This window comes from Micromonospora sp. CNB394 (assembly GCF_000374985.1).
Classification (GTDB): Bacteria; Actinomycetota; Actinomycetes; order Mycobacteriales; family Micromonosporaceae; genus Micromonospora; species Micromonospora marina.
Genome location: NZ_KB895869.1, coordinates 1 through 21,709, shown reverse-complemented (window position 1 = coordinate 21,709; position 21,709 = coordinate 1). Strand labels below are relative to the sequence as shown.

The 21,709-nt window shown below is 73.6% G+C and carries 14 protein-coding genes; 7 read left to right on the top strand and 7 right to left on the bottom strand.

The genetic code is table 11. The annotated features are described in order from the left end of the window. Positions 1–23 precede the first annotated feature (23 nt). A complete protein-coding gene (locus tag C569_RS0127760; RefSeq protein WP_018788985.1) occupies positions 24–1,598 on the bottom strand; it encodes a S1C family serine protease in 1,575 nt (524 codons plus the stop codon). A gap of 232 nt (positions 1,599–1,830) precedes the next feature. On the opposite strand from C569_RS0127760, the gene C569_RS0127755 reads away from it, so the two are divergent. The 4 genes from C569_RS0127755 (at position 1,831) to C569_RS0127740 (ending at position 7,466) form a co-directional block, all read left to right on the top strand. Next, positions 1,831–3,153 (top strand): ribonuclease D, encoded by a 1,323-nt coding sequence (locus C569_RS0127755; RefSeq protein ID WP_018788984.1) that lies wholly within the window; start codon positions 1,831–1,833, stop codon positions 3,151–3,153. A 101-nt stretch (positions 3,154–3,254) separates the two neighbouring features. Continuing rightward, entirely contained in the window at positions 3,255–4,448 is a 1,194-nt protein-coding gene (locus C569_RS0127750; protein ID WP_018788983.1) for a thiolase family protein, read from the top strand. Continuing rightward, positions 4,445–6,508, top strand: coding sequence for a 3-hydroxyacyl-CoA dehydrogenase NAD-binding domain-containing protein (locus C569_RS0127745; protein WP_018788982.1), 2,064 nt, complete (start codon positions 4,445–4,447; stop codon positions 6,506–6,508). The genes C569_RS0127750 and C569_RS0127745 overlap by 4 nt, the downstream gene beginning before the upstream one ends. Positions 6,509–6,695: 187 nt before the next feature. Further along, positions 6,696–7,466 carry a hypothetical protein gene (locus C569_RS0127740; RefSeq protein WP_018788981.1) on the top strand — a complete coding sequence of 257 codons (771 nt, stop codon included), beginning with the start codon at positions 6,696–6,698 and terminating at the stop codon, positions 7,464–7,466. Between the two features lie 56 nt (positions 7,467–7,522). Here the strand turns inward: C569_RS0127740 and C569_RS0127735 are convergent, their stop codons facing one another. The 4 genes from C569_RS0127735 to C569_RS0127715 form a co-directional block, all read right to left on the bottom strand. Then, positions 7,523–7,867 (bottom strand): VOC family protein, encoded by a 345-nt coding sequence (locus C569_RS0127735; protein ID WP_018788980.1) that lies wholly within the window; start codon positions 7,865–7,867, stop codon positions 7,523–7,525. A gap of 112 nt (positions 7,868–7,979) precedes the next feature. Beyond that, on the bottom strand, positions 7,980–10,529 hold the full coding sequence (locus C569_RS0127730; RefSeq protein ID WP_018788979.1) for a malectin domain-containing carbohydrate-binding protein: 2,550 nt from the start codon (positions 10,527–10,529) through the stop codon (positions 7,980–7,982). Between the two features lie 208 nt (positions 10,530–10,737). Beyond that, entirely contained in the window at positions 10,738–11,895 is a 1,158-nt protein-coding gene (locus tag C569_RS0127720; RefSeq protein WP_018788977.1) for a cell wall metabolism sensor histidine kinase WalK, read from the bottom strand. Further along, entirely contained in the window at positions 11,892–12,560 is a 669-nt protein-coding gene (locus C569_RS0127715; protein WP_018788976.1) for a response regulator transcription factor, read from the bottom strand. The genes C569_RS0127720 and C569_RS0127715 overlap by 4 nt, the downstream gene beginning before the upstream one ends. 381 nt (positions 12,561–12,941) lie before the next feature. Between C569_RS0127715 and C569_RS0127710 the strand changes: the two genes are divergently transcribed. Next, complete coding sequence (locus tag C569_RS0127710; RefSeq protein ID WP_018788975.1) at positions 12,942–14,147, top strand: peptidase C39 family protein; 1,206 nt, start codon at positions 12,942–12,944, stop codon at positions 14,145–14,147. Positions 14,148–14,270: 123 nt separating this feature from the next. Beyond that, a complete protein-coding gene (locus C569_RS0127705; RefSeq protein ID WP_196806808.1) occupies positions 14,271–16,145 on the top strand; it encodes a hypothetical protein in 1,875 nt (624 codons plus the stop codon). Positions 16,146–16,154: 9 nt separating this feature from the next. Here C569_RS0127705 and C569_RS0127700 read toward each other — a convergent pair whose 3' ends face one another. Beyond that, entirely contained in the window at positions 16,155–17,939 is a 1,785-nt protein-coding gene (locus C569_RS0127700; protein WP_036347194.1) for a hypothetical protein, read from the bottom strand. Further along, positions 17,897–19,807, bottom strand: coding sequence for a hypothetical protein (locus tag C569_RS0127695; RefSeq protein WP_018788972.1), 1,911 nt, complete (start codon positions 19,805–19,807; stop codon positions 17,897–17,899). The genes C569_RS0127700 and C569_RS0127695 overlap by 43 nt, the downstream gene beginning before the upstream one ends. Before the next feature lie 156 nt (positions 19,808–19,963). Here C569_RS0127695 and C569_RS0127690 point away from each other — a divergent pair, with 156 nt between their 5' ends. Further along, the gene (locus tag C569_RS0127690) at positions 19,964–21,154 is read left to right on the top strand and encodes a hypothetical protein (protein ID WP_018788971.1); all 1,191 of its coding nucleotides are present in this window, start codon (positions 19,964–19,966) and stop codon (positions 21,152–21,154) included. The last annotated feature ends 555 nt before the right edge of the window (positions 21,155–21,709 follow it).

Below are 21,709 nucleotides of genomic sequence, written 5' to 3'. Positions count from 1 at the left end.
GGCCGGGCCGGTGTGGCCACCGGTCAGCAGAGCCGGAACCGGTCGCAGGCGGTCTTGATCGGCACCGCGAGCCCGATGCCCTCGGCGTTGCGGGCCTTGGCCGTGGCGATGCCGACGACCTCCTTCGAACCGTTGATCACCGGGCCGCCGGAGTTGCCCGGATTGATCGGCGCGTCGAACTGGATCACCGGACCGCCGCCGCGCTCGTCCTCGCGGAACGCGCTGACCACGCCCGTGGTGACGCTGTCCTGCAACCCGAGCGGCGCGCCGACCACGATGATCTGCTGGCCGGACCGCACCGGGTTGCGGGCGGCGACCAGCCCGGTGAACTTCGCGGTGGTCCGCAGCTGCGCCAGGTCCTTGTCCTTGTCGGTGGCGATGATGGTCGCCTCGAACCGCTGGTCCTTGCGCTCCAGGAACACCTTGCGCTCACCCGCGGTGAAGACCGACTCGACCACGTGGAAGTTCGTCAGCAGCGTGGTGCCGCCGCCCGACGGGGCCTTGCCGACGGCGAACGCCGTACCGGTGAACTGCCCGGCCCGCACCCGGAACACGCTCGGCAGCACGGCGCTCGCCACCGCCTCCGGGTTGAAGGCGGCACCGGCCTGCTTCTCCAGGCTGCCGGCGCGCTCCTCCAGGCCGTCGAGCCGGCCGGCGTCCGCGCCCTGCCCCTCGGCCATCCGCTTGTCGGCGGCGGCGAGCCGGTCGTCGAGCCGGTAGATCTGGTACGCCTGCACGCCGGTGACCACCGTCAGCACCGCGGCCAGGGTCAGCGCCACCACCGCCACCCGGCTGCGCCGGGACGCCGGGCCGGCCGCCGGTGCGCCGAAGCCGCCGATGGGCGCGGGCTGACCGGGGTACGCGGGGCCCGGCTGGGACGGCCCGGACACGGGCTGGCCCGGATACGCGGGCCCGGACACGGGCTGGCCCGGATACGCGGGCCCGGACACGGGCTGGCCCGGATACGCCGGACCGCTGCCGGACGAGCCCGGATACGACGGCGCTCCCGGCCCGCCCGGATAGGACGGCGAGGCGGCCGGCTGTCCCGGGTACGTCGCGGCGGCGGGCCGGGAGGTCTGCGCCGGCACGGCGCCGGAGGACGGCGGCTGGGCCGGCGCGAAGCCGTAGGACGACCGGCCCGGCTCGGCCGGCGCACCGCCGTAGGACGGCTGACTGGGTGCGGCGCCGTAGGACGGCTGACCGGACGCGGCGCCGTAGGACGGCTGACCGGACGCGGCGCCGTAGGACGGCTGACCGGACGCGGCGCCGTAGGGCGACTGATCGGGTGCGGCGCCGTAGGGCGACGGCTGGGCCGGGGCGGGCGGGGTCGCGACGCCGGACGAGGCCGCGTTGGGCGTCGGCGGCGGCCCGCCGGCCGGGTCCGGTCGGCCCGGGTAGCCGGCGGGCGGCTGGACGGCGGCTCGCGCCGGGTGGCCGGGCGTACCGCCCCACTCGGATCCACCGGGGAACGATCCCGGCGCCGGGGCCGGACCGGTGGGCGGGGCGAAGCGCGGCGGCAGCGGCCCCGGCCGGTCGGCTGCCGTGTCGCCGCCGCCGTGCCCCGGCACGTCGTCGCCGGTTCCGTACCCGCCTGTCATGCTCGACCGTCCTCCCCGCCGGCTTCGCCGACGCCCCCGACCCGCTGCGGCACCCGTACGCCGTTCGCGGCTCGATGGACCGTACCGGCGGGAACGAGCTTTGTCTTCCCCCTTGTCCGACCCTCTCACGGCACCGCAACCCGCATTTTCGGCGGTCATCTGACGGCCATCGCGCCGACACGCGCCCGACCGGCTGCGCACACCGGATCGTCCGGCCTACTAGGGTTGTCAGGTGACCGACGAACCACCCCTGCGCCGTCGGGCCGCCGAAAGCCGTACCGGAGAGGCTCCCGCCCATCCGACGTCGGCCCTGCCGGAGCCGGCGGACGCGGGGACCGAGACCGACCCGGGCGCGGCCGTCCCCCTGACCGCGCCGCGCGACGGCACGCCCGCCCCGGTGGCCACACCCGCCGAGCTGGACGAGGTAGTGGCCCGTTTCGCCGCCGGCACCGGCCCGGTGGCCCTCGATGCCGAACGTGCCTCCGGCTACCGCTATAGCCAGCGTGCCTACCTGGTGCAGCTGCGCCGCGGCGGTGCCGGCACCGCGCTCATCGACCCGCTGCCGCTGCCCGACCTGTCCGCCCTGGACGCGGTGATCGCCGAGACCGAGTGGGTGCTGCACGCGGCCAGCCAGGACCTCGCCTGCCTGGCCGAGGTGGGGCTGCGCCCGCGCCGGCTGTTCGACACCGAACTGGCCGCCCGGCTGGCCGGGTTCGAGCGGGTCGGCCTGGCCGCGCTGACCGAACAGCTGCTCGGGTTCAGCCTGGAGAAGCACCACTCCGCCGCCGACTGGTCGAGCCGGCCGCTGCCGGAGTCCTGGCTGACGTACGCGGCGCTGGACGTCGAACTGCTCGTGGACCTGCGCGACGCGCTGGACGAGGAGTTGCAGCGGCAGGGCAAGTCCGGCTGGGCGGCGGAGGAGTTCGACGCGCTGGTGCGGGGCGGCGCCCGTCCGCCGCGCGTGCGCGCGGAGCCGTGGCGGCGCACGTCCGGCATCCACCGGGTCCGCGGCGCGCGCGCCCAGGCCCGGGTGCGGTCCCTCTGGTACGCGCGGGACCAGATCGCCTCCCGCCGGGACGCCGCGCCGGGCCGGGTGCTGCCCGACTCGGCCATCGTGGCCGCCGCCGAGCTGGACCCGAAGGACGAGAAGACGCTGCTGACGCTCCCCGGGTTCGGCGGGCGGTCGGTGCGCCGGCTGGCGCGTACCTGGCTCGCGGCGCTCGATGACGCGCGTCGGCTGCCGGACGACGCGCTGCCGGTCAGCCCGGCCGTGGAGGGGCCGCCTCCGCCACACCGGTGGGCCGAGCGCGACCCGGTGGCGGCCGGGCGGCTGGCCCGGGCCCGGGAGGTGGTGGTCGGCACCGCCGGGGCGCACCGGCTGCCGGCGGAGAACCTGATCTCGCCGGACTCGATCCGCCGGTTGGCGTGGCAGCCGCCCGCGGAGATCACCGACGAGACGGTCGCGGAGACGCTGCGCGGGTTCGGCGCCCGCGAGTGGCAGATCGGGCTGCTGCTGTCTGCTCTTACCGAGGCGCTGCGCACTCCCCAGCAGTAACGTCGACGGCGGGTGTGAGGTGGGCCACGCGGGGGGTGGTGCCACGTTTGGTTACTGGCGAGTAGCATCCGGGGAAATGCCCGTGCCGAGGGAGGCTCCAAGTGCCCCGTGAAGTCCGGGATGTCGTCTTCGTCGACGGCGTCCGTACCCCGTTCGGCAAGGCGGGTGGGATGTACGCCAACACCCGCGCCGACGATCTGGTGATCCGCTGCATCCGTGAGCTGATGCGCCGCAATCCGCAACTGCCGCCGGAGAAGGTGGAGGAGGTGGCCATCGCCGCCACCACCCAGATCGGTGACCAGGGCCTGACCATCGGCCGCACCGCCGCCCTGCTGGCCGGCCTGCCCAAGACCGTGCCCGGCTTCGCCATCGACCGGATGTGCGCCGGCGCGATGACCGCCGTCACCACAGTGGCCGGCGGCATCGCCATGGGCGCGTACGACGTGGCCATCGCCGGCGGCGTCGAGCACATGGGCCGCCACCCGATGGGCGAGGGCGTCGACCCCAACCCGCGCATCGTCGCGGAGAAGCTGGTCGACCCGTCCGCCCTGGTGATGGGCTCCACCGCGGAGAACCTGCACGACCGCGTCCCGCACATCACCAAGGAGCGCACCGACGCGTTCGCGCTGGCGTCCCAGCAGAAGACCGCGAAGGCGTACGCCAACGGCAAGCTCCAGGGCGACCTGGTGCCGGTGGCGGTCCGCGACCCGGAGGCGGGCTGGGGCCTGGCCAGCGTGGACGAGGCGCCCCGGGACACCTCGATGGAGAAGCTGGCCGGCCTGAAGACCCCGTTCCGGCCGCACGGCAAGGTCACCGCCGGTAACGCGGCCGGCCTGAACGACGGCGCCACCGCCGCGCTGCTGGTGGCCGAGGACACCGCCCGCGAGCTGGGCCTGCCGATCGGCATGCGCCTGGTGTCGTTCGGCTTCGTCGGCGTCGAGCCCGAGGTGATGGGCGTCGGCCCGATCCCGTCGACCGAGAAGGCGCTGCGCATCGCCGGCCTGGGCATCGACGACATCGGCCTGTTCGAGCTGAACGAGGCGTTCGCGGTGCAGGTGCTCGCCTTCCTCGACCACTTCGGCATCGCCGACGACGACCCGCGGGTCAACCCGTGGGGCGGCGCGATCGCCATCGGCCACCCGCTCGCGTCCTCCGGCGTCCGGCTGATGACCCAGCTCGCCCGCCAGTTCGCCGAGCACCCCGAGGTCCGCTACGGCCTCACCGCCATGTGCATCGGCATCGGCATGGGCGGCACCGTGATCTGGGAGAACCCGCACTGGGAGGAGTCGCAGTGAGCCTCGCCGCACCGAACGAGGTCGTCACCAAGGCGCTGCTGCGCCAGGTGGCCGTACCCGGGCTGGACCGGCCCGCAGCCCTCATCACCCTGGACAACGGCTTCGACCACACCAAGCCGAACACCTTCGGCCCGGCCGGACTGACCAGCCTGGACGAGGCGATCACCGCCGCACTGGCGGCGGAGCCGGCGTTCATCGCGGTCACCGGCAAGCCGTACATCTTCTGCGTGGGCGCGGACATCACCAGCCTGCCCGCGCTGGAGGACCGCGAGCAGGCGCTGGAGATCGGGCGGCTCGGCCACCGCGTCTTCGCCCGGCTCAAGGACAGCGGCGTACCCACCTTCGCGTTCGTCAACGGCGCGGCGATGGGCGGCGGCCTGGAGCTGGCGCTGCACTGCCACTACCGCACGCTGTCGGCGGGCGCGGCGGCCCTGGCGCTGCCCGAGGTCTCGCTCGGCCTGATCCCCGGCTGGGGCGGTACGCAGCTGCTGCCGAACCTGATCGGCATCCCGGCCGCCACGCAGGTGATCATCCAGAACCCGCTGATGCAGAACAAGATGCTCAAGCCGAAGCAGGCTGCCGAGATGGGCATCGCGGACGTGCTGCTGGAGCCGGCCGACTTCCTGGAGCGGTCGCTGGAGTGGGCCGCCGGCGTGGTCCGGGGCGAGGTCACCGTGACCCGTCCCGAAGTCGACAAGGACATGTGGGCGGGCGTGCTCTACTTCGCCCGGCAGACCCTGGACCAGCGGCTGCACGGCGCGGTCCCGTCCGCGTACAAGGCGCTGGACCTGCTGGAGACGGCGAAGGACGCCGACTTCGCCACCGGCACCGCGGCGGAGGACGAGGCCCTGGCGGATCTGGTCTTCTCCGAGGAGCTGCGCAGCGGCCTGTACGCCTTCGACCTGGTGCAGCGGCGGGCCAAGCGCCCGGCCGGCGCGCCGGACAAGGGCCTGGCCCGCCCGGTCACCAAGGTGGGCATCGTCGGCGCCGGCCTGATGGCCAGCCAGCTCGCGCTGCTGTTCGCCCGGCGTCTTCAGGTGCCGGTCGTGCTGACCGACCTGGATCAGTCCCGGGTGGACCAGGGTGTCGGCTACGTACACGCCCAGATCGAGAAGGCTGTCAGCAAGGGCCGGATGGACAAGGGCACCGCGGCCAAGCTGTACGGCCTGGTGTCCGGCTCGGTCGACAAGTCCGTATTTGCCGACTGTGACTTCGTCATCGAGGCCGTGTTCGAGGACCTGGGCGTCAAGAAGCAGGTCTGGGCCGAACTGGAGAAGATCGTCAAGCCGGAGGCGGTGCTCGCCACCAACACCAGCTCGCTGTCCATCACCGAGATGGCCGCCGAGCTGGAGCACCCGGAGCGGGTGGTCGGCTTCCATTTCTTCAACCCGGTCGCGGTGCTGCCGCTGCTGGAGATCGTCCGCGGCCAGCGGACCGACGACGCCACGCTGGCCACCGCGTTCGCGGTCGGCAAGCAGCTCAAGAAGTCGTCGGTGCTGGTGAAGGACGCCCCGGCGTTCGTGGTGAACCGGCTGCTGACCCGCTTCCTCGGCACCGTGTTCGCGGCCGTCGACCAGGGCACCCCGCTGGACGTGGCGAACAGCGCGCTGGACCCGCTGGGCCTGCCGATGCGTCCGCTGGCGCTGCTCCAGCTCGTCGGGCCGGCGGTGGCGTACCACGTCGGCGGCACCCTGCACGAGGCGTTCCCGGACCGGTTCGGCGTCAGCGAGAACCTCAAGCGGATCGCCGACTCGGGCCAGCCGATCGTGGTCGACGACCAGATCAACGACGAGGTGGCGAAGCTGCTGGTGGTCGGCGACGAGCCGCTCACCGCCGAGCAGGTCCGGCAGAACGCGCTGGACGCGCTGGCGCAGGAGATCCGGCTCATGCTCGACGAGGGCGTCGTCGCCGAGGCGCAGGACATCGACCTCTGCATGATCCTCGGCGCCGGCTGGCCGTTCCACCTGGGCGGCGTCACGCCGTACCTGGACCGGACCGGCACCTCCGAACGGGTGACCGGCAAGCGGTTCCTGCCGCGCGGCGCGGCAAGCCTGCGCTGACGCGACCGCATCGCATCGATCGCGGTGGTCGGGCTGTCCGTTCCGGACGGTCCGGCCACCGCGATCGGCGTCTGCGGCCAGGTCACGGGTAGGTAGCGGTTTGGCGTCGCCGCCCTCGGGCGGACAGCGGGCGGACGCTGAGGCTGGCTACGATCACGCGCCCAGTTTTCTCACAGGAGCTGCCGACATGTCCCAGCCGCCGTCCAGTCCCTACTCCGGCAACTACCCCTCTCCTCAGCAACAGCCCGGTGGCTACCCGCCGCCGCAGCAGCAGCCGCAGTACGGCGGTGACTACCCGCAGACTCCGCAGCAGCAGTACGCCGGCCACTACCCGCAGCAGCAGTACGGCGGCCAGCTCGGTGCGCCGGTCCCGCCGAAGAAGTCCGGCGTCGGCAAGGTTCTGTTGATCGTCCTCGCGGTGGTCCTGGTGCTCTGCGTCGGCGGCGGTGTCGCCGCCTACCTCGTCACGAAGGACACCGTCAAGGAGGTGGTCACCGCCACCAAGACCCGGGTGGTCGAGCCGCAGACACTCGGCGGCCGGGCGAAGGTCACCGACCCGCAGCTGCAGACCGCCGCGGCGCAGATGAAGTCCGAACTCAGCAAGAACGTGCCGGACGCGACAAGCACCGTCGGCGCCTTCTACGGCGACCCGGCCAAGAAGGACCTCGTCATGATCGTCGCGGTGTCCGGCGTCATGGCGGACCCCAAGCAGGAACTGGCCGACGCCACCGCGGCGGTCACCCCGGATCTGGCCACGAAGGACTTCAAGACGGTCGACGCGGGCCCACTGGGCGGCGACGCCAAGTGCTCCGACGGCAAAGCGTCGGACGTGCCGGTGGCCGTCTGCATCTGGGCCGACCGGGGCAGCCTCGGCATGGTGGTGGTCTACTTCACGTCCGCGGCCGAGCTCCAGTCGGAGTTCGTGACGATGCGCGGCGAGATCGAGAAGCAGGACTGACCCCCGTCACGGCACCGGGCCCCCGCGTGACGGCGGGGCCCGGTGCCGTTTCCGGATCAGGCGGACGCGGCCCGCTCGGCGGGGCTCCGGCAGACGCAGAACTCGTTGCCCTCCGGGTCGGCCAGCACCACCCAGCCGATCCCGTCCGGCCGGCGCCGGTCGGCGACCGGCGTGGCGCCGAGGCCGCGCAGCCGCGCCACCTCCTCGTCCCGGGTGCCCTCGGCCGGGTGCAGGTCGAGGTGGAACGCGCCCTTTCCGTGCCGCTCGTCCACCCGGACGAACAGCAGGTCGGGGCCGTGCCCGCCGGGTGCGGCGAGGACCGCCTCCGGGTCGCCCGGGTGGTCGTCGTCGGCGAGCCGGCGGTCGAGTACGCGGGCCCACCAGCCGGCCAGGGATTCCACCGCCCCGCGGCGCCCACAACCCCGCCTGGGTGCAAGGAAGGGCCCCTTGTTAACAGCCAGGTGTTAACAAGGGGCCCTTCCTCTACCTGAGGCGTTAAGAAGGTGCCCTTCCTTACGGGCCGACGAAGACCGCATTGGCGCGCCAGTCGACGCCGTCGACCGCCGGGCCGCTGCGCACCGTGAACGCCCCCGGCGGAGCGCCGTTCGCCCAGTCGGCGGCGGAGAGGTCACCGGTGCTCCGGTTGACCTTGTAGAGCGTCGAGCCGGCCACGAAGACGGCACCCGCGTCGGAGAACCCGCTCGCCCCGGCCACGGAGAACCGGTCGGCACCGACCACTCCGCTGTCCGGCGTGAACCAGCGCCAGAACAGGCCGTTCTGCCCGGTCAGCGTGTAGTAGAGCCGCCCGCCGGTGGAGAACATGCCGGTCACGTTCGGGATCTCGGCGTAGAAGCCGGTGGTCGCGCCGACGTACGTCTGCCCGGCCGGTCCCGAGTTGGTGATCACGTTGTCCCAGTACGGGTCGTGGTACGGGTCCACCAGTTCCGGCGTGCCGAACGTGGTGCCGTCGAACGTGCGCCGCCACAGCGCGCCGTCGGCGCCGTAGAACAGCGTCCCGCCGACCCAGAAGGCGTTGCGGGTGGCGGACCACACGGTCCCGTCCGGGTTCGCCACCGGGCTGGGGGTGCCGACGCCGGTCAGCCCGTCGTACGAGCGGACCTGCACCTCCTCGCCGGTGCCGGCCGGCGGAGGCCCGGTCTTGACGATCTCGACGGCGTTGACGAGTGGGTTCTCCTTGACGTGCCGGAACTCGATGTCGATGGTGCCGTCGCTGGTCACCGTGAACTCCCGCATGGTGCCCACGTTGTGCCCGACGCCGCCGGACAGGTCCAGGTCGTCCAGGACGACGGTGCCGTCCAGCGCCACGTCGAAGACGCGGGTGTTCGGGGCTGAGGTGCCGTCGTACCGGTTGGCCAGGTAGAGCCGCACGTGCACCTCGGTGCCGGTGGGCACGGGGAACTGCCAGAGCATCTCCGCGCCGCCGGCCGGGTCGTACCGCTCGCTGCTGTAGAGGGCGGCCGGGGTGCCGACCGGTACCGTCGCGTCAAGACTGCCGACAGTGGTGAAGCCGGAGGCCGAGCTGCCGGTGTTGTGGTAGGGGCTGGGGCTGGAGTTGGTGTCGGCTGCCCAGTCCGGTCCGCCGTCGCCGGCGGCGACCACCGGGCCACCCGCGTTCACCCGGTACAGCACGTTTGTCGGCTTCGGCAGGCCGGCCTGGTACACGTTGCCGGGCAGCGTCGCGGTGGTGGTCGGGTGCGGCGCCTTGCCACCGGCGAGCGGGAAGAACGCGATCCGCTCCCGCCGGTACTGGAAGTTGCCGATCCAGAGCGTGTCGCCGCCGATCCAGAGCCCGGCGTCGGTGACGAGCATCTCCGAGGCGCCGATGCCGCGCGGGTGCCGGCCCGGGTTCCAGGACAGCGGCAGGCCGTTGGCCGGGTCGAGCGCGGCGATGCTGGCCCGGCCGACCGCGCCGGCGCGGGCGTTGTCGGTGCCCGTGGTGTTGTTGAGCCAGCGGAGGTGACCGCCGACGTAGACGGCCTGCTCGCTGATGCCGACGGACAGGAACGTGTCGCCGCCGCTGTAGTCGACCCAGGTCGGCTGGAGGTTGTCGCCGGTCGCGCCGGCCTCCCAGCGGGCCGCGGTGTCGCAGAGCGTCCCGCCGTAGGGGGCGCCGGTCGTGACCACCACGAAGTAGCTGTTGTCCGGGGAGAACGCGACGTCGCGGACGTACGAGTCGAACGACTGCCACTTGCAGCGCGGCGTGTAGCGGGCTGTGTTCCAGTCGGTGACGGTGGCGGCGGTGGCGCCCAGGTCGAGTTTGACGATCTGGTCGTGCAGCACCCCGTCGGCCTTCTTGAAGTTGCCGATGACGACGAGCTGCGTGCCGTCCGGGGAGACGGCGAGCTTCTCCGCGCCGACGCCGGCCTTGGCACCGCTGACGCCGTCCCAGTTGTGGTTCTCGGTCAGCGTGGTCGTGAGGTAGCCGTCGACCGCGCCGGTGGTGGCGTCGAGCGAGGCGAGCCCGCCGCGCGGGTTGGGGTTGCCGGCCGTGGTGAAGATGCCGCCGACCAGCAGCCGGTCGCCGACGAGCGCGATGTCCTTGATCAGCCCGTTGAACGCCGGCGGCGCGAAGCTGGTGACGACCGCCCCGGTGGCGACGTCGAGCAGGGCGACCTTGCGCCGGGTCACGCCGTTGACGGTGTTGAACTTGCCGGCGACGAAGACGGTGCCCGCCGTGGGCCCGGCCACGACCGCCGTCACCTCGTTGTCGAGCGTGGGCGCGAAGGCGGCGTCCACCTGTCCGGTGGCCTTGTCGAAGGCGAGCAGGTAGTCGCGGGGGATGTCGACGTCGGAGTTCCGGTTCTGCACCTGGGTGAAGGAGCCACCCGCGATGATCTTCGTACCGGCGTCGTGGATCGCGTCGACCGAGCCGTCCTGGACGTCGGGCGAGGCGGCGGAGGGGACGGTGTGGACCACTGCGTCGTGGCCGGGCACGGCGGCGGCTGCCGCGGGCGTGGCCGGCGAGAGGCCGGCGGCGGTGAGGGCGCCGGCGGTGAGGACCGCGAGGAGACGGCGGCGGCGCGGGGCCGGGGGGTGGGTCACGGGCAGCTCCGGTGGGTGAGCGGGATGAGGTGTCGCTGCGCTCACTCTCCGTTGATCACCGGCTCCGCGTCCAGCACTGGCGGCGCAATCTGTCCGACCACCGTGCCGCCGGGGCCGACCACCGCCCGCACCGGCCAGGACAGCCGAGGCCGTCCGCACGAAAAGGTGAGGCCGTCTCACCGGCCGGGCGGGCCGGGTCGGTCGGCGGTCAGGTGGCCGCCGCCGGGTCGGCCGACGGAAGCGTCACTGTCACCTCCAGGCCGCCGCCGGGCTGGGCGACCGCCTTCACCGTGCCGCCGTGCGCGTCGCTGACGGCCCGCACGATCGACAGGCCGAGACCGGAGCCACGTGCGCCGGTGCGTTCCTGTCCGCCGCGCCTGAACGGCTCGAACAGCCCGGGTACGTCGGCCGGGGCGACCTCGAAGCCGGTGTTCCCCACCACCAGCCAGGACCGTTCCCCGTCGGTGCCGGTACGCACCCAGATCCGGCCGTGCAGGTGGTTGTAACGGACCGCGTTCTCCACCAGGTTGCCGGCGAGCCGGTCGAGCAGCCCGGGGTCGCCGACCACCGGCGCGGGGCGCAGCGAGGTGTGCACCTTGAGGCCGATGCGCTCCACTTCCCGGGAGACCGCCGACAGCGCGTTCGCGGTGCCGATGGCGAGGTCCGACTCGGCACGGCGGCCGAGCCGACGGCCGGTCTGCGCCTCGCTGCGGGCCAGCACCAGCAGCGCGTCGACCAGGCCGTTGGCGCGCTCGGAGGCGTCGCGCACCACGCCGGCCATGCGCCGGTACTCGGCGAGGTCGGCGTCGTCGTCGCTGAGTGTCACGTCGATTTCGGTACGCATCACCGCCAGCGGTGTCCGCAGCTCGTGCGAGGCGTTCGCGACAAACCGCTTCTGCGCCTCGAACGCGCCGCTGATCCGGTCGAGCATGGCGTCGAACGTCTCGGCCAGCTCGGCCACCTCGTCGTCGGCGCCGGACCAGCCGATCCGCTCGTCGAGTGTGGCCTCGCCGAGCCGGCGGGCGGTGGCGGTGACCTGGTGCAGCGGGCGCAGCGCCCGCCCGGCCACCAGGTACGCCCCGGCCACTCCGACAACGCTGATCGCCGCCAGCGCGAGCAGCCCCTTGACCAGCAGTTCCTGGGACGCGGCGTCCACCAACTGCCGCTGCCACTGCCCGGCGTCGAGCGTCCGCCCGTCGGTGAGCACCACTGTGGTGCCGGGCAGCAGCTCGTCTGTGGGGCGCAGCGCGTCGCGGACCAGCAGCCAGGCCAGCAGCACCAGGATCGCCCCGGCGCCGACCAGCAGCACGCCGTTGAGCAGGGTCAGCCGCAGCCGCAGCGTCGGCCGTACCCGGCGCGCGCTCACTGCCGTACCCCGCCGATGCGATAGCCCGCGCCCACCACGGTGTCGATGAGCGGCGGGTCTCCGAGCTTCTTGCGCAGTGTCATCACGGTGACCCGCACGATCGTGGTGAACGGGTCGGTGTTGGCGTCCCAGACCCGTTCCAGCAGCTCCTCGCTGGACACCACCGCGCCACGCGCCTTGAGCAGCTCGGCGAGCACGCCGAATTCCTTGTTGGTGAGGTCGAGCGGCACGCCGCCCCGGCTCACCACCCGGCGGGCCGGGTCGAGCACCAGGTCGGCCACCTCCAGCACCGGCGGCGCGGCCGGGGTGGCCCGGCGGCCGAGCGCCTGCACCCGGGCCACCAGCTCGTCGAACGCGAACGGCTTGGCCAGGTAGTCGTCGGCGCCGAGCTGCAACCCCTCGACGCGGTCGGCGACGGTGCCGCTGGCGGTCAGCATCAGCACCCGGGTCAGCGCGCCGGAGGCGGCCAGGTCGGCGCAGATCCGGTCGCCGTGCACGCCGGGCAGGTCGCGGTCCAGGATCACCACGTCGTAGCGGGTGACGAACGCCGCCTCGTGCCCGGCGTCGCCGTCGTAGGCGACGTCGACTGCCATCCCGCGCTTGCGCAGCCCGCGCGCGATCGCGTCGGCGAGGTTGCGCTCGTCCTCGACCACCAGTACCCGCATCCCGGCCTCCCACCTCGTGACCCCTGACAACCTAGTGCGGCAGGTAAAACCCGCCGCCGGAGGAGCCGGCCGCCGATGAGCGCCCCACCGGCAAGTCACGCACCGTGACGAGTGCTTGCTCGACCGCATGGGACGACCGGCCGACCGTATCGTCGCGACCAGCAGAAACATCACATCGGTCCCCGACGGCGGGGATGTCCCTCCGCGGGGGATCATCCCGTGGGCGCACTTCGGCCACTGTCGGTGACAACGCCGCGGTGGGCCGATCGCGGGCGGCGGCACCGGCCGCCATTGCAGAAAACCTTCGGGTACGCGATGCTCGGCGGCGATGATCGACAGGCGTAGCAGGCACAGGCCACGGTCACGCCGGGCGGGTTCCCGATGAGCGGTCGCGACGTCGCGTACCGCCGGTTCCGCTTCCCGGCGGACCGGGACCGGGGTCGTGCGGACGGGCTGCGCGCCGGGCCGGGCGGCCTGACCCTCGACGGCGCGGCCGGCCGCGTCACGCACACCGACCCGCACTCCGGGACCACTGCCGAGTACGCCGCCGGCACCTGGACCTCCCCCGTGACGCCCGCCGGCTTCGCGGTCACCGAACTGGTGCCCTCCTGGACCGCCGACACCCCGCCCGGCTGCTGGCTGCGGGTCGACCTGCGCGGCTGGGCCGACGACGCGGCCACCACCGGCTGGTACGAGCTGGGCCACTGGGCCGCCGACGACAGCGCCGTGCACCGCGCCTCCGTACCCGGGCCGGAGGACGACCGGGCGCGGGTCGCCGCCGACACACTGCGGGTGACCGGCGCGACGGCGACCGGCTGGCAGGTCCGGGTGACCCTGCTGCGCCGGCTCGACGCACCCGCCGGCCCGGCGTTGCGCACGGTGGGGGTGCTCGCCTCCGCCGACCCGCCGGTCGGCGCGGAGACCGACGACGCGGAGGCCCGCAGCGCGGAGGCTGGGACCGGAGACATCCGCGCGTGGGGGCACGTGCTGGACGTGCCGCGGTACGCGCAACGGCTGCACGCCGCCGGGGAGACCCGCTGGGGTGGCGGCGGTGACTCCTGGTGCAGCCCCACCTGCGTATCCATGGTGCTCGACTTCTGGGGCACCGGGCCCACGCCGGACCGGTACGCCTGGGTGGCGCCCCCCGGCCCGCGCCCGCAGGTCGTGCACGCCGCCCGGCACTGCTACGACCACGCCTACGGCGGGCCCGGCAACTGGCCGTTCAACACGGCGTACGCGGCGACGCACGGGGTGGACGCCTTCGTCACCCGGCTGCGCTCGCTGACCGAGGCGGAACGGTTCGTGGCCGCCGGCATCCCCCTGATCGTCTCGGCCGCGTTCACCGCCGGCCAGGTGCCCGGCCTGGACTACGACACCCGGGGACACCTCATGGTGCTGGCCGGCTTCACCGCCGAGGGCGACCCGGTGCTCAACGACCCGTACGCGCCGGACGACGAACGGGTCCGCCGCACCGTTGCGCGCGGGCCGTTCGAGAGCGCCTGGCAGGCGGGCAGCGGCGGGATCGCGTACGTGCTGCGTCCCGAATCGACGCCGCTGCCCCCGGCCCCGGCACAGGCGAACTGGTGATCAGCGGCCGACCGGCCAGATCGCCATGCCGGCCGTCCTCTCCCGCGCGCCGGGCCGCCGCCCGACCGAGACCGGTCGCGTGACGAACCGCCTGTACGATGGCGCGTCGTGGCCGTGCCCGTGGTGGACCCCTCGTTGAACCCCTCGCCCGTCGAGGCGGGCCCCGTCGTGGCCGACCCGCCACGCCGCGCCCGTCGCCGGCCGGCCCGCGCCGACCTGCTGGCCATCGGCACCTATGTGCTGCTCGGCGTTCTCGTCTGCCTCAACTACTGGGGCGACGTCGAGAACCGGGTCTCCTCGCACCTGCCCACCGACCACAGCTGGTTCGAGTGGCTGTTCGCGCACGGCGCGTACTCGGTGCAGCACCTGGAGAACCCGCTGTTCACCACCCGGCAGAACGCGCCGGACGGGGTGAACATGATGGCGAACACCTCGCTGCTCGGGGTGACGCTGCCGCTGGCGCCGCTGACGCTGCTACTCGGCCCGCAGGTGATCTACGCGCTCTACCTGGGCGCCGCGCTGTCCGCGACCGCCGCCACGTCGTACTGGGTGCTGTCCCGGCACCTGGTCCAATCCCGGGCCGCCGCGTTCGTCGGCGGCGCGTTCCTCGGTTTCGCGCCGGGCATCGTGCACCACGCCAACGGACAGCCCAACTTCGTGTCGAACTTCCTGCTGCCGCTGATCGTGGCCCGGGTGCTGCGGCTGGGCGAGCCGGGCCGCTGGCGGCGCAACGGGACGGCACTCGGTTTGCTGGTCGCGTACCAGATCTTCATCAACGAGGAGATGCTGCTGCTCACGGCGCTGGCCTGCCTGGTCGTCGTGGTGGCGTACGCGGTGCAGCGGCCCCGCGCGGCCCGCGAGCGGGCCGGGTCGTTCCTGGCCGCGCTCGGTCTCGGCGGCGGCCTGGCGCTGCTGCTGACCGCGTACCCGATCTGGTTCCAGTTCAACGGCCCGCAGTCCTACCGGGGCCTGCAGGGTGGGGTCTTCCACAACTGGGGCGAGGACCTGGTCGCCTTCGTCACGTTCGCCCGGGACACCGTCGCCGGCGACGAGGCGGTGGAGAAGACCATCGGCCTGACCGAGCAGAACACCTGGTTCGGCTGGCCGCTGGTGCTGGTGGCGCTGGCCGCGCTGGTGCTGCTGGTCCGCCGTTCGGTGCCGGCCCGGATCCTGGCCGTGCTGGTGGTCGTGTTCACGACCGCCTCGATCGGCCCGGTGGTCCGGTTCAACGGCGCGGAGACCGACATCGACGGGCCGTGGGCGTACGTGCCGGACGACCTGCCGCTGGTCGAGATGATGATGCCGACCCGGTTGAGCCTGGTCGTGGTGGCCGCCGTCGGTGTGCTGCTCGCCCTGGCCTGGGACAGGCTCGCCGGGGCCGGCCGCCCGCCGGTGCCCGCCCCCCGCACCGCCGCCGACGAGGGCGCGGACGACGAGAGCGGCGACCGCGGGACGGCCGCGCGCGACACGCGCCGCCGGGTGCTGCGCCTGGCCGGGTTCGTCGCGATCGCCGCCGCCCTGGTGCCGCTGATCCCGCGTCCGCTGCCGGCGGAGCGGATCGACCCGCCGCCGCACTTCATCACCGCCGGCGGCTGGCGGCCGTACGTACCGCAGGGCCGCACGCTCGTGCCGGTGCCGATCCCCAGCAACGTGCACGGGCTGCACACGCTGCGCTGGAGCGCGCTGACCGGGCACGAGTTCCCGATCCCGGGTGGCTACTTCATCGGGCCGAACGAGCGCGGCGAAGGTGTCTTCGGCGCCCCGAACCGGCCCACCAGCACGCTCATCTACTCCACCATGGACGCGGGCGAGGTGCCGGAGATCACCGCGGAGAACCGCCGCCAGGCCGTGGAGGACCTGCGCTTCTGGCGGGCCTCGGTGGTGGTGCTCGGGGCCGGTCCGCGCGAGGCGGTGCTGCGCGACCTCATGGCCGAACTGCTCGGCCCGCCACAGCGGGTGGACGACGTGTGGATCTGGGACGTCCGCGACCGGGTGTGACCCCGCCGGTCAGCCGACGAGCGGGCGGACGTCCCACAGGTACCCGCCGGGCACGTCCCGGCCGGGGCCGACCAGCGCGTCCACCGTGGTACGCACCGGATCGCCGGGTGACGAGTCGGCCTGCACCAGTGCCGCCGCCCGCCAGTGCCGCAGGTCGTCGACCGCCTGCCGGCGTTCCGCCGCACCGACCGGCGGCACCCGGCCGGTCTCGGCGGCCCGGCGCAGCAGCAGCGACGTGGGCCGGTCCGGCGCGCCCCAGCGGGCGGCCGGGTCGCCGGCCGACCGCGGGCCGATGAAGTAGCCGCCCGGCGCGTCGAACGCCAGCGCGGTGCGCGCCGACCAGAACATGGCCGGGCTGACCGCCGCCCCGGTCACCGGTGGCACCGGCACCAGCGTCCGGCCCGCCGGCACGTACTCCCGCCACCCGCCGCCGGACACCACGGCCGGGACCGGCGTGACCGGCACCGTGCGGATCGGCGTCGGCGCCAGCGGCAGCAGCGCGACGGCGACCGCGCCGGCCCACGGCGCCCAGGTGCGCACGCCGCCGCGCCGGACCCGGTCCACTGCGAGCGCCAGCAGCACCCCGAGCACCGGCACGCAGACCAGCGCGAACCGCGCCGGCACCACCAGGTCCAGCAGCGGCACGTCGGCGAGCAGGCGGTACGGGCCGGGCAGCCCGGTGTCGTGCCGGTTCACCACCACCGGCGAACCGAGCGACAGCAGCGCGAACAGCAGGCCGCACGCGGCGAGCGCGCGCACCAGCGCGCGCCGCCACAGCCGCACCACCACGAGGACGGCCAGCAGCGGCAGGAACGGGCCGAGGAACGAGTTCTGCTCGGTCGGGTTCGGTGACAGCAACCCGGCCCGGCGGGCGTCCCCGGCGACGCTCTGCCGGGCGGTGGTGACGAACGAGACCACGTCCAGCCGGTAGCCCCCGGTGTGGAACGGCATCCCCCGGTAGTGGCCCGGGCCGGCGAACTGGAACCACAGCGGGTACGCCAGCAGCACGCCCGCCACCAGCGCGCCGATGCCCAACCGGCGGGCCACCACAGGCGCCAGCCGGCGGGCGGCGGCCCGGTCGGCGAGCGCGTACGCCCCGGCGAACACCCCGGCGGCGAGCGCCAGGAAGACCAGCACCTCCTCGCCGAGGAACACCTGGTAGGCGACGGCGAGCCCGAGCAGCACGCCGTCGCGCCGGACCCGGTCGGTGGCGGGGCGGAACACCAGCGCGAGGATCACCGGCACCAGGAACTGGGCGGCCATGTGCAGGTGCGCGCCGGCCTGCGCCACCATGCCGGGGGCGAAGCCGCAGAACAGGCCGCCCACCGCGGCGGCGGCCCGGGAGCGGACCAGCCGGCGGGCGAGCAGCGCGTACCAGGCGGTGGCGGTGCCGGCCAGGCTGAGCGTCACGGCGACGAGGAAGGCCGCCTGGGAGCCGAAGACGACTGTGACCGGGGTGAGCGGCACACCCAGCCCGAGCACCGACGTGTTCGCCATCAGGTTCACCCCGTCCGGGGCGTTCAGCGCGCCGCTCCACAACGGGTTCTCGCCGCCGGTGACCGCGCGGGCGGCCCGGGCCAGCATCCACTCGAACAGCATCTGGTCGCCGGCCTGGTGGAACAGCCGTTCCGGCCGGCGCCACTGGCCGGTGGTGAGCAGGACGGCGAGACCGAGGTAGCCGGCCACCACCAGCACGTCGGCCGGGCGGGGCCGGCGACGGCGGGGCGCGGGGGCGGGGACCGCCGGTTCGGTCAGGCGGTCCGGTCGGTCAGTTTCCGCACGTCCCACAGCCACACGTGCAGCTCCTGCCGTCCGGGGCCGACCAACTGCTCCACGGTGCGGCGCAGCGGCTCGGCGTTCTGCTCGTCGCGCGGCAGCACCACCACCGCCGCGTTCCAGTGCCGCAGCTCGTCCAGGTAGCGACGGCGCTGGCGGTCGTCCAGCTTCGGCGTACGGCCGGTGGACGATACCTCCCGCAACATCTCGCCGATGCCGCTGGGCCGGCCGCCGAAGCGCCCGGGGTCGCCGGTGACGCCGTTGCGCGGCGCGAGGAAGTAGCCGCCGGGGATCTTGAAGTCGAGGTTGGTGCTGGCCGCCCAGCGCATCGGGTCGGTGTTGCCCATCGCGGGCACCGGCACGGAGACGAGCGTCTGGTCCGGCCCGACGTACTTGCGCCACCGGTCGGCGGTGATGAACTCCGGCACCGGCTCCCGCGTGGTGACCTTCAACGGCATCGGTGCGATCGGCAGCAACGCGAGGACCAGGCCCGCGGCGGTGAGCTTGCGGGCGGTACGCCGGTCCACGCCGCGCAGCGCCCAGGCGCGCCGCACCGCGTACGCGAGCAGGATCGCCACCGTCACGCCGGTGATCAGGCCGAAGCGGGTCGGCACCACGGCGTCGAGCAGCGGCAGCCGGACCAGCAGCTCCCACGGGCCGGTGGCGATCTCGCGGTCCCACCAGGAGATCCGCTCGCCGAGGGAGAGCACGGCGAAGAACAGCCCGGTGGCGGCGAGCGCGCGGACGATCACGTCCCGCCGCAGCCACACCACGATGCCCACGACCAGCAGCGACAGGCTCCAGCCGAAGAACGCGTTCTCCTCCGAGTAGTTCGGCGCGAGGTTGACGTTGGCGCGTTCGTTGCCGCCGAACGTGGGCGAGCCGGGCGCGAAGAACGCGGCGATGTCGTTGCCGTAGTCGCGTACCGCGTCGCTGAGCCCGTGGTACGCCATCGGCCCGGCGAACTGCACCCACAGCGGGTACGCCAGCAGCGCCCCGGCCAGCGCCGCGCAGACCGCCAGCCCCGCGCCGAGCGGCCGCCAGGCGGTCGTCCACCGCTCGCGCTGCTGCACCACCACGGCGATCAGGAACACGCCCAGGGCCAGCGCGGTGAAGAGCAGGATCTCCTCGTTGATGAACGCCTGCGCGGTGACCAGCAGCGCCAGCAGCACGCCGTCGCGGACCGGCCGGGCCGACCGGGTCAGCACCAGCACCCGCCACACGATGAACGGCAGCAGGAACTGACTGATGATGTTCGGGTGCCAGTTGGCGTGCGACAGCATGGCCGGGGAGAAACCGCAGAACCAGGCCGCCACGGCGGCGGCCGGGCGGTGCCGGATCAGGTGCCGGGACAGCACCCGGTACCAGGCGGCGGCGGTGCCGGCCAGGCCGAGCGTGACCAGCGTGACGAAGGTGACCGCCGGTCCGAACAGGAGGGTCACCGGCACCATCGGGATGCCCAGCGCCAGGATGGCGGTGTTCGCCATCAGGTTGACGCCGTCGGGGTAGTTGAACTGCTCGGTGAAGAACGGGAACTCGCCGTGCAGCACCACCCGTACCGAGTGGGCCAGGAAGAACTGGACCTGCGCCGGGTCGCTGCTGTAGAGCGCGGCCACCCGCCCGGCCGGGTCGGCCCAGATGCCGCTGGTGACCCAGATCGCGGCGAGCAGGAATCCGCCGTACACGGTGAGGTCGATCCGGCGGCGGGTCCACCGCCACCGGCGCGCGCGCCGTGCGCCCGGCGCCTCGGGCGTGGCCGGCTCGGTGGTGGTGGCCGGTTCCGGCTCGGCGACGGTGACCGGTGGCGGGTCCAGGGTGACGGCGCGCTGGCCCGTCGGGGCGGCGGCGTCCGGCGTCGAGGCGGCGCGGGTCTCGGCAGGCGTCACAGTCGGCGGAGTCTACCGGAGCCGGATATTGACACCCGAATCGCGCATCACGTTCCGCAGTGGCCGGTCAGCCGAAAGGGTGAGCCGGGCGCGGCCGGGTGACCTGTCGTCTCGTACCATGTGGGCTTCCGACCGACGACCGGCGAGGGGATCAGGGTGCTTTCAGCCCGCCGAGGCGCTACGACGGGCACCGCGCTGGCAGCTCTGCTGCTGGTCACGGCCGGTTGCGGGCCGGTCGCCGAACGGCAGCCGGCGGACCTGCGGGTCGGCTACGACAGTCTCGACGGCACCCTCGCGGTGTGGCCGCCGCGCGGCAGCCTCGCCCGGGACGCCGCGGCGACCGCCGCGATCACCACTGCGGTACGCGACTGGCGCTCCCCGGTGGACGACCGGGTGCACGTGCCCACCTCCGGCATCCTCTTCTCCGGTCAGGTCGCCGGGTCGGCGCTCGCGCTCGTCGCCGCGGACGTCCCCGGCGAGGCCGCATCCTGGCTGCTGCAACTCGGCCGGAACGGGCAGCGCTGGCGGGTCGTCCACGCCACCGAGTACACCGACCCCGGCTACCTGGTCTACTCCGACGTGCTGCCGGTGCGGGAACCCGACGGCCGCCGCTACCTCACCTCGACCCGCGTCGAGCGGCTGACCGGGCCCGACGGCAAGGTGCTCGGCAGCACCGACGGCGTCACCGACCCGGTCGCCGTACCGGACTGCCGGGCCGTCGAACTGACCGCGACGCTGCGGCCCACGCCGTCGCTGCCGCGCGGCCGGGCCGCGGACCGCGTCCTCGATCTGGGTACGGCGACCGAAGCGCCCCGCTACCCCCTGGTACGCGACGAGACGGGTGCCGGCAGACGTGCGCTGACCGGCCTGGACACCTGCGTGCTGGCCGGTGAGCGGGGCCCGTTCGGCAGCGTGCCGCGCCGTATCGGCGACCGGGAGGCGCCCCGCTCCGCGCCGGAGTCCTGGCCGATGGCGAAGATCGCGACGCGTTCCCTCGGTTCGGTGGCCCTCGGTGACGGTGAGCCGGGCGAGTTGGAACAGCTCAGCTGGGAGACGCCGGCCGGGACGATGACGGCCGTGGTCTACCGGCCGGCCGACGGCGGCGTCCCGGTGGTCTCGCCCGCCGACATGTCCACCACGCTTCAGGCGTACCACCTGCCGATGCCGGGCCGGCCGCTGGCGGTGCTGTCCTGGCGTACCCGGGACGCCTCGTTCTCCGCCCCGCCCGGCACGACCCGCCTGGTCGACCGTCCCGGCCTGGTGGTGGTCGAGCACACCGACCGGAGGCAGACGTTCAGCCTGGCCGGCACCGAGAAGACGTGGTACCGCTCCCTCCCCACCCCCTGACCGCGCTTCCGGCCCCGCGCACCCGGGTCGGCCCCACCCCGTCGGCCCCACCCCGTCGATCATGAAGTTGACAGCGACAAACCGGACACCATCCACGGCCAACCTCATGATCACCCCACCGCCTCGGGTGATCAAGGAGTTTGTGTCACCCAGGCGGCCTCGCGCGCACCCAAACTCCTTGGTCAACAGGGCCATGCTCACCCCAGCTCTGGCGATTTTGCAGTTGGCGCCCCTTGCAATCAGGGCGAAACGGGCAAGCTGGGGGCCGGAAGTGCAAGTCACCCGGTCTCTTCGGGACGCCGCGCAGGCGTGAAAATGGTGGGTAGGTCGCCCGCCGACGCCGATCGATCTTGGTCCGTTTGAGGCCGTGTGCAAGTCTGGCGCCGGGGCCACGGACCTCACGGGTCACGCATTGTTGCTTCGAGCACGCCGGTCAGATTTTCGGTTTCCGACCGAGGCCCCCGGGCGGCCTGCCTCCTGGTCGATCACGGGTGCACGGAAGGGAACGAGGGATGGGTGGCAGGCGGGTCGAGGAGATCCCGGACGCCGACAGTG

What these genes read in the sequence shown, in the direction of transcription:
- C569_RS0127760 (WP_018788985.1), bottom strand. Translation starts at nt 1,598, where the DNA reads ATGACAGGCGGGTACGGAACCGGCGACGACGTGCCGGGGCACGGCGGC.
- C569_RS0127740 (WP_018788981.1), top strand. Translation starts at nt 6,696, where the DNA reads ATGTCCCAGCCGCCGTCCAGTCCCTACTCCGGCAACTACCCCTCTCCT.
- C569_RS0127715 (WP_018788976.1), bottom strand. Translation starts at nt 12,560, where the DNA reads ATGCGGGTACTGGTGGTCGAGGACGAGCGCAACCTCGCCGACGCGATC.
- C569_RS0127710 (WP_018788975.1), top strand. Translation starts at nt 12,942, where the DNA reads ATGAGCGGTCGCGACGTCGCGTACCGCCGGTTCCGCTTCCCGGCGGAC.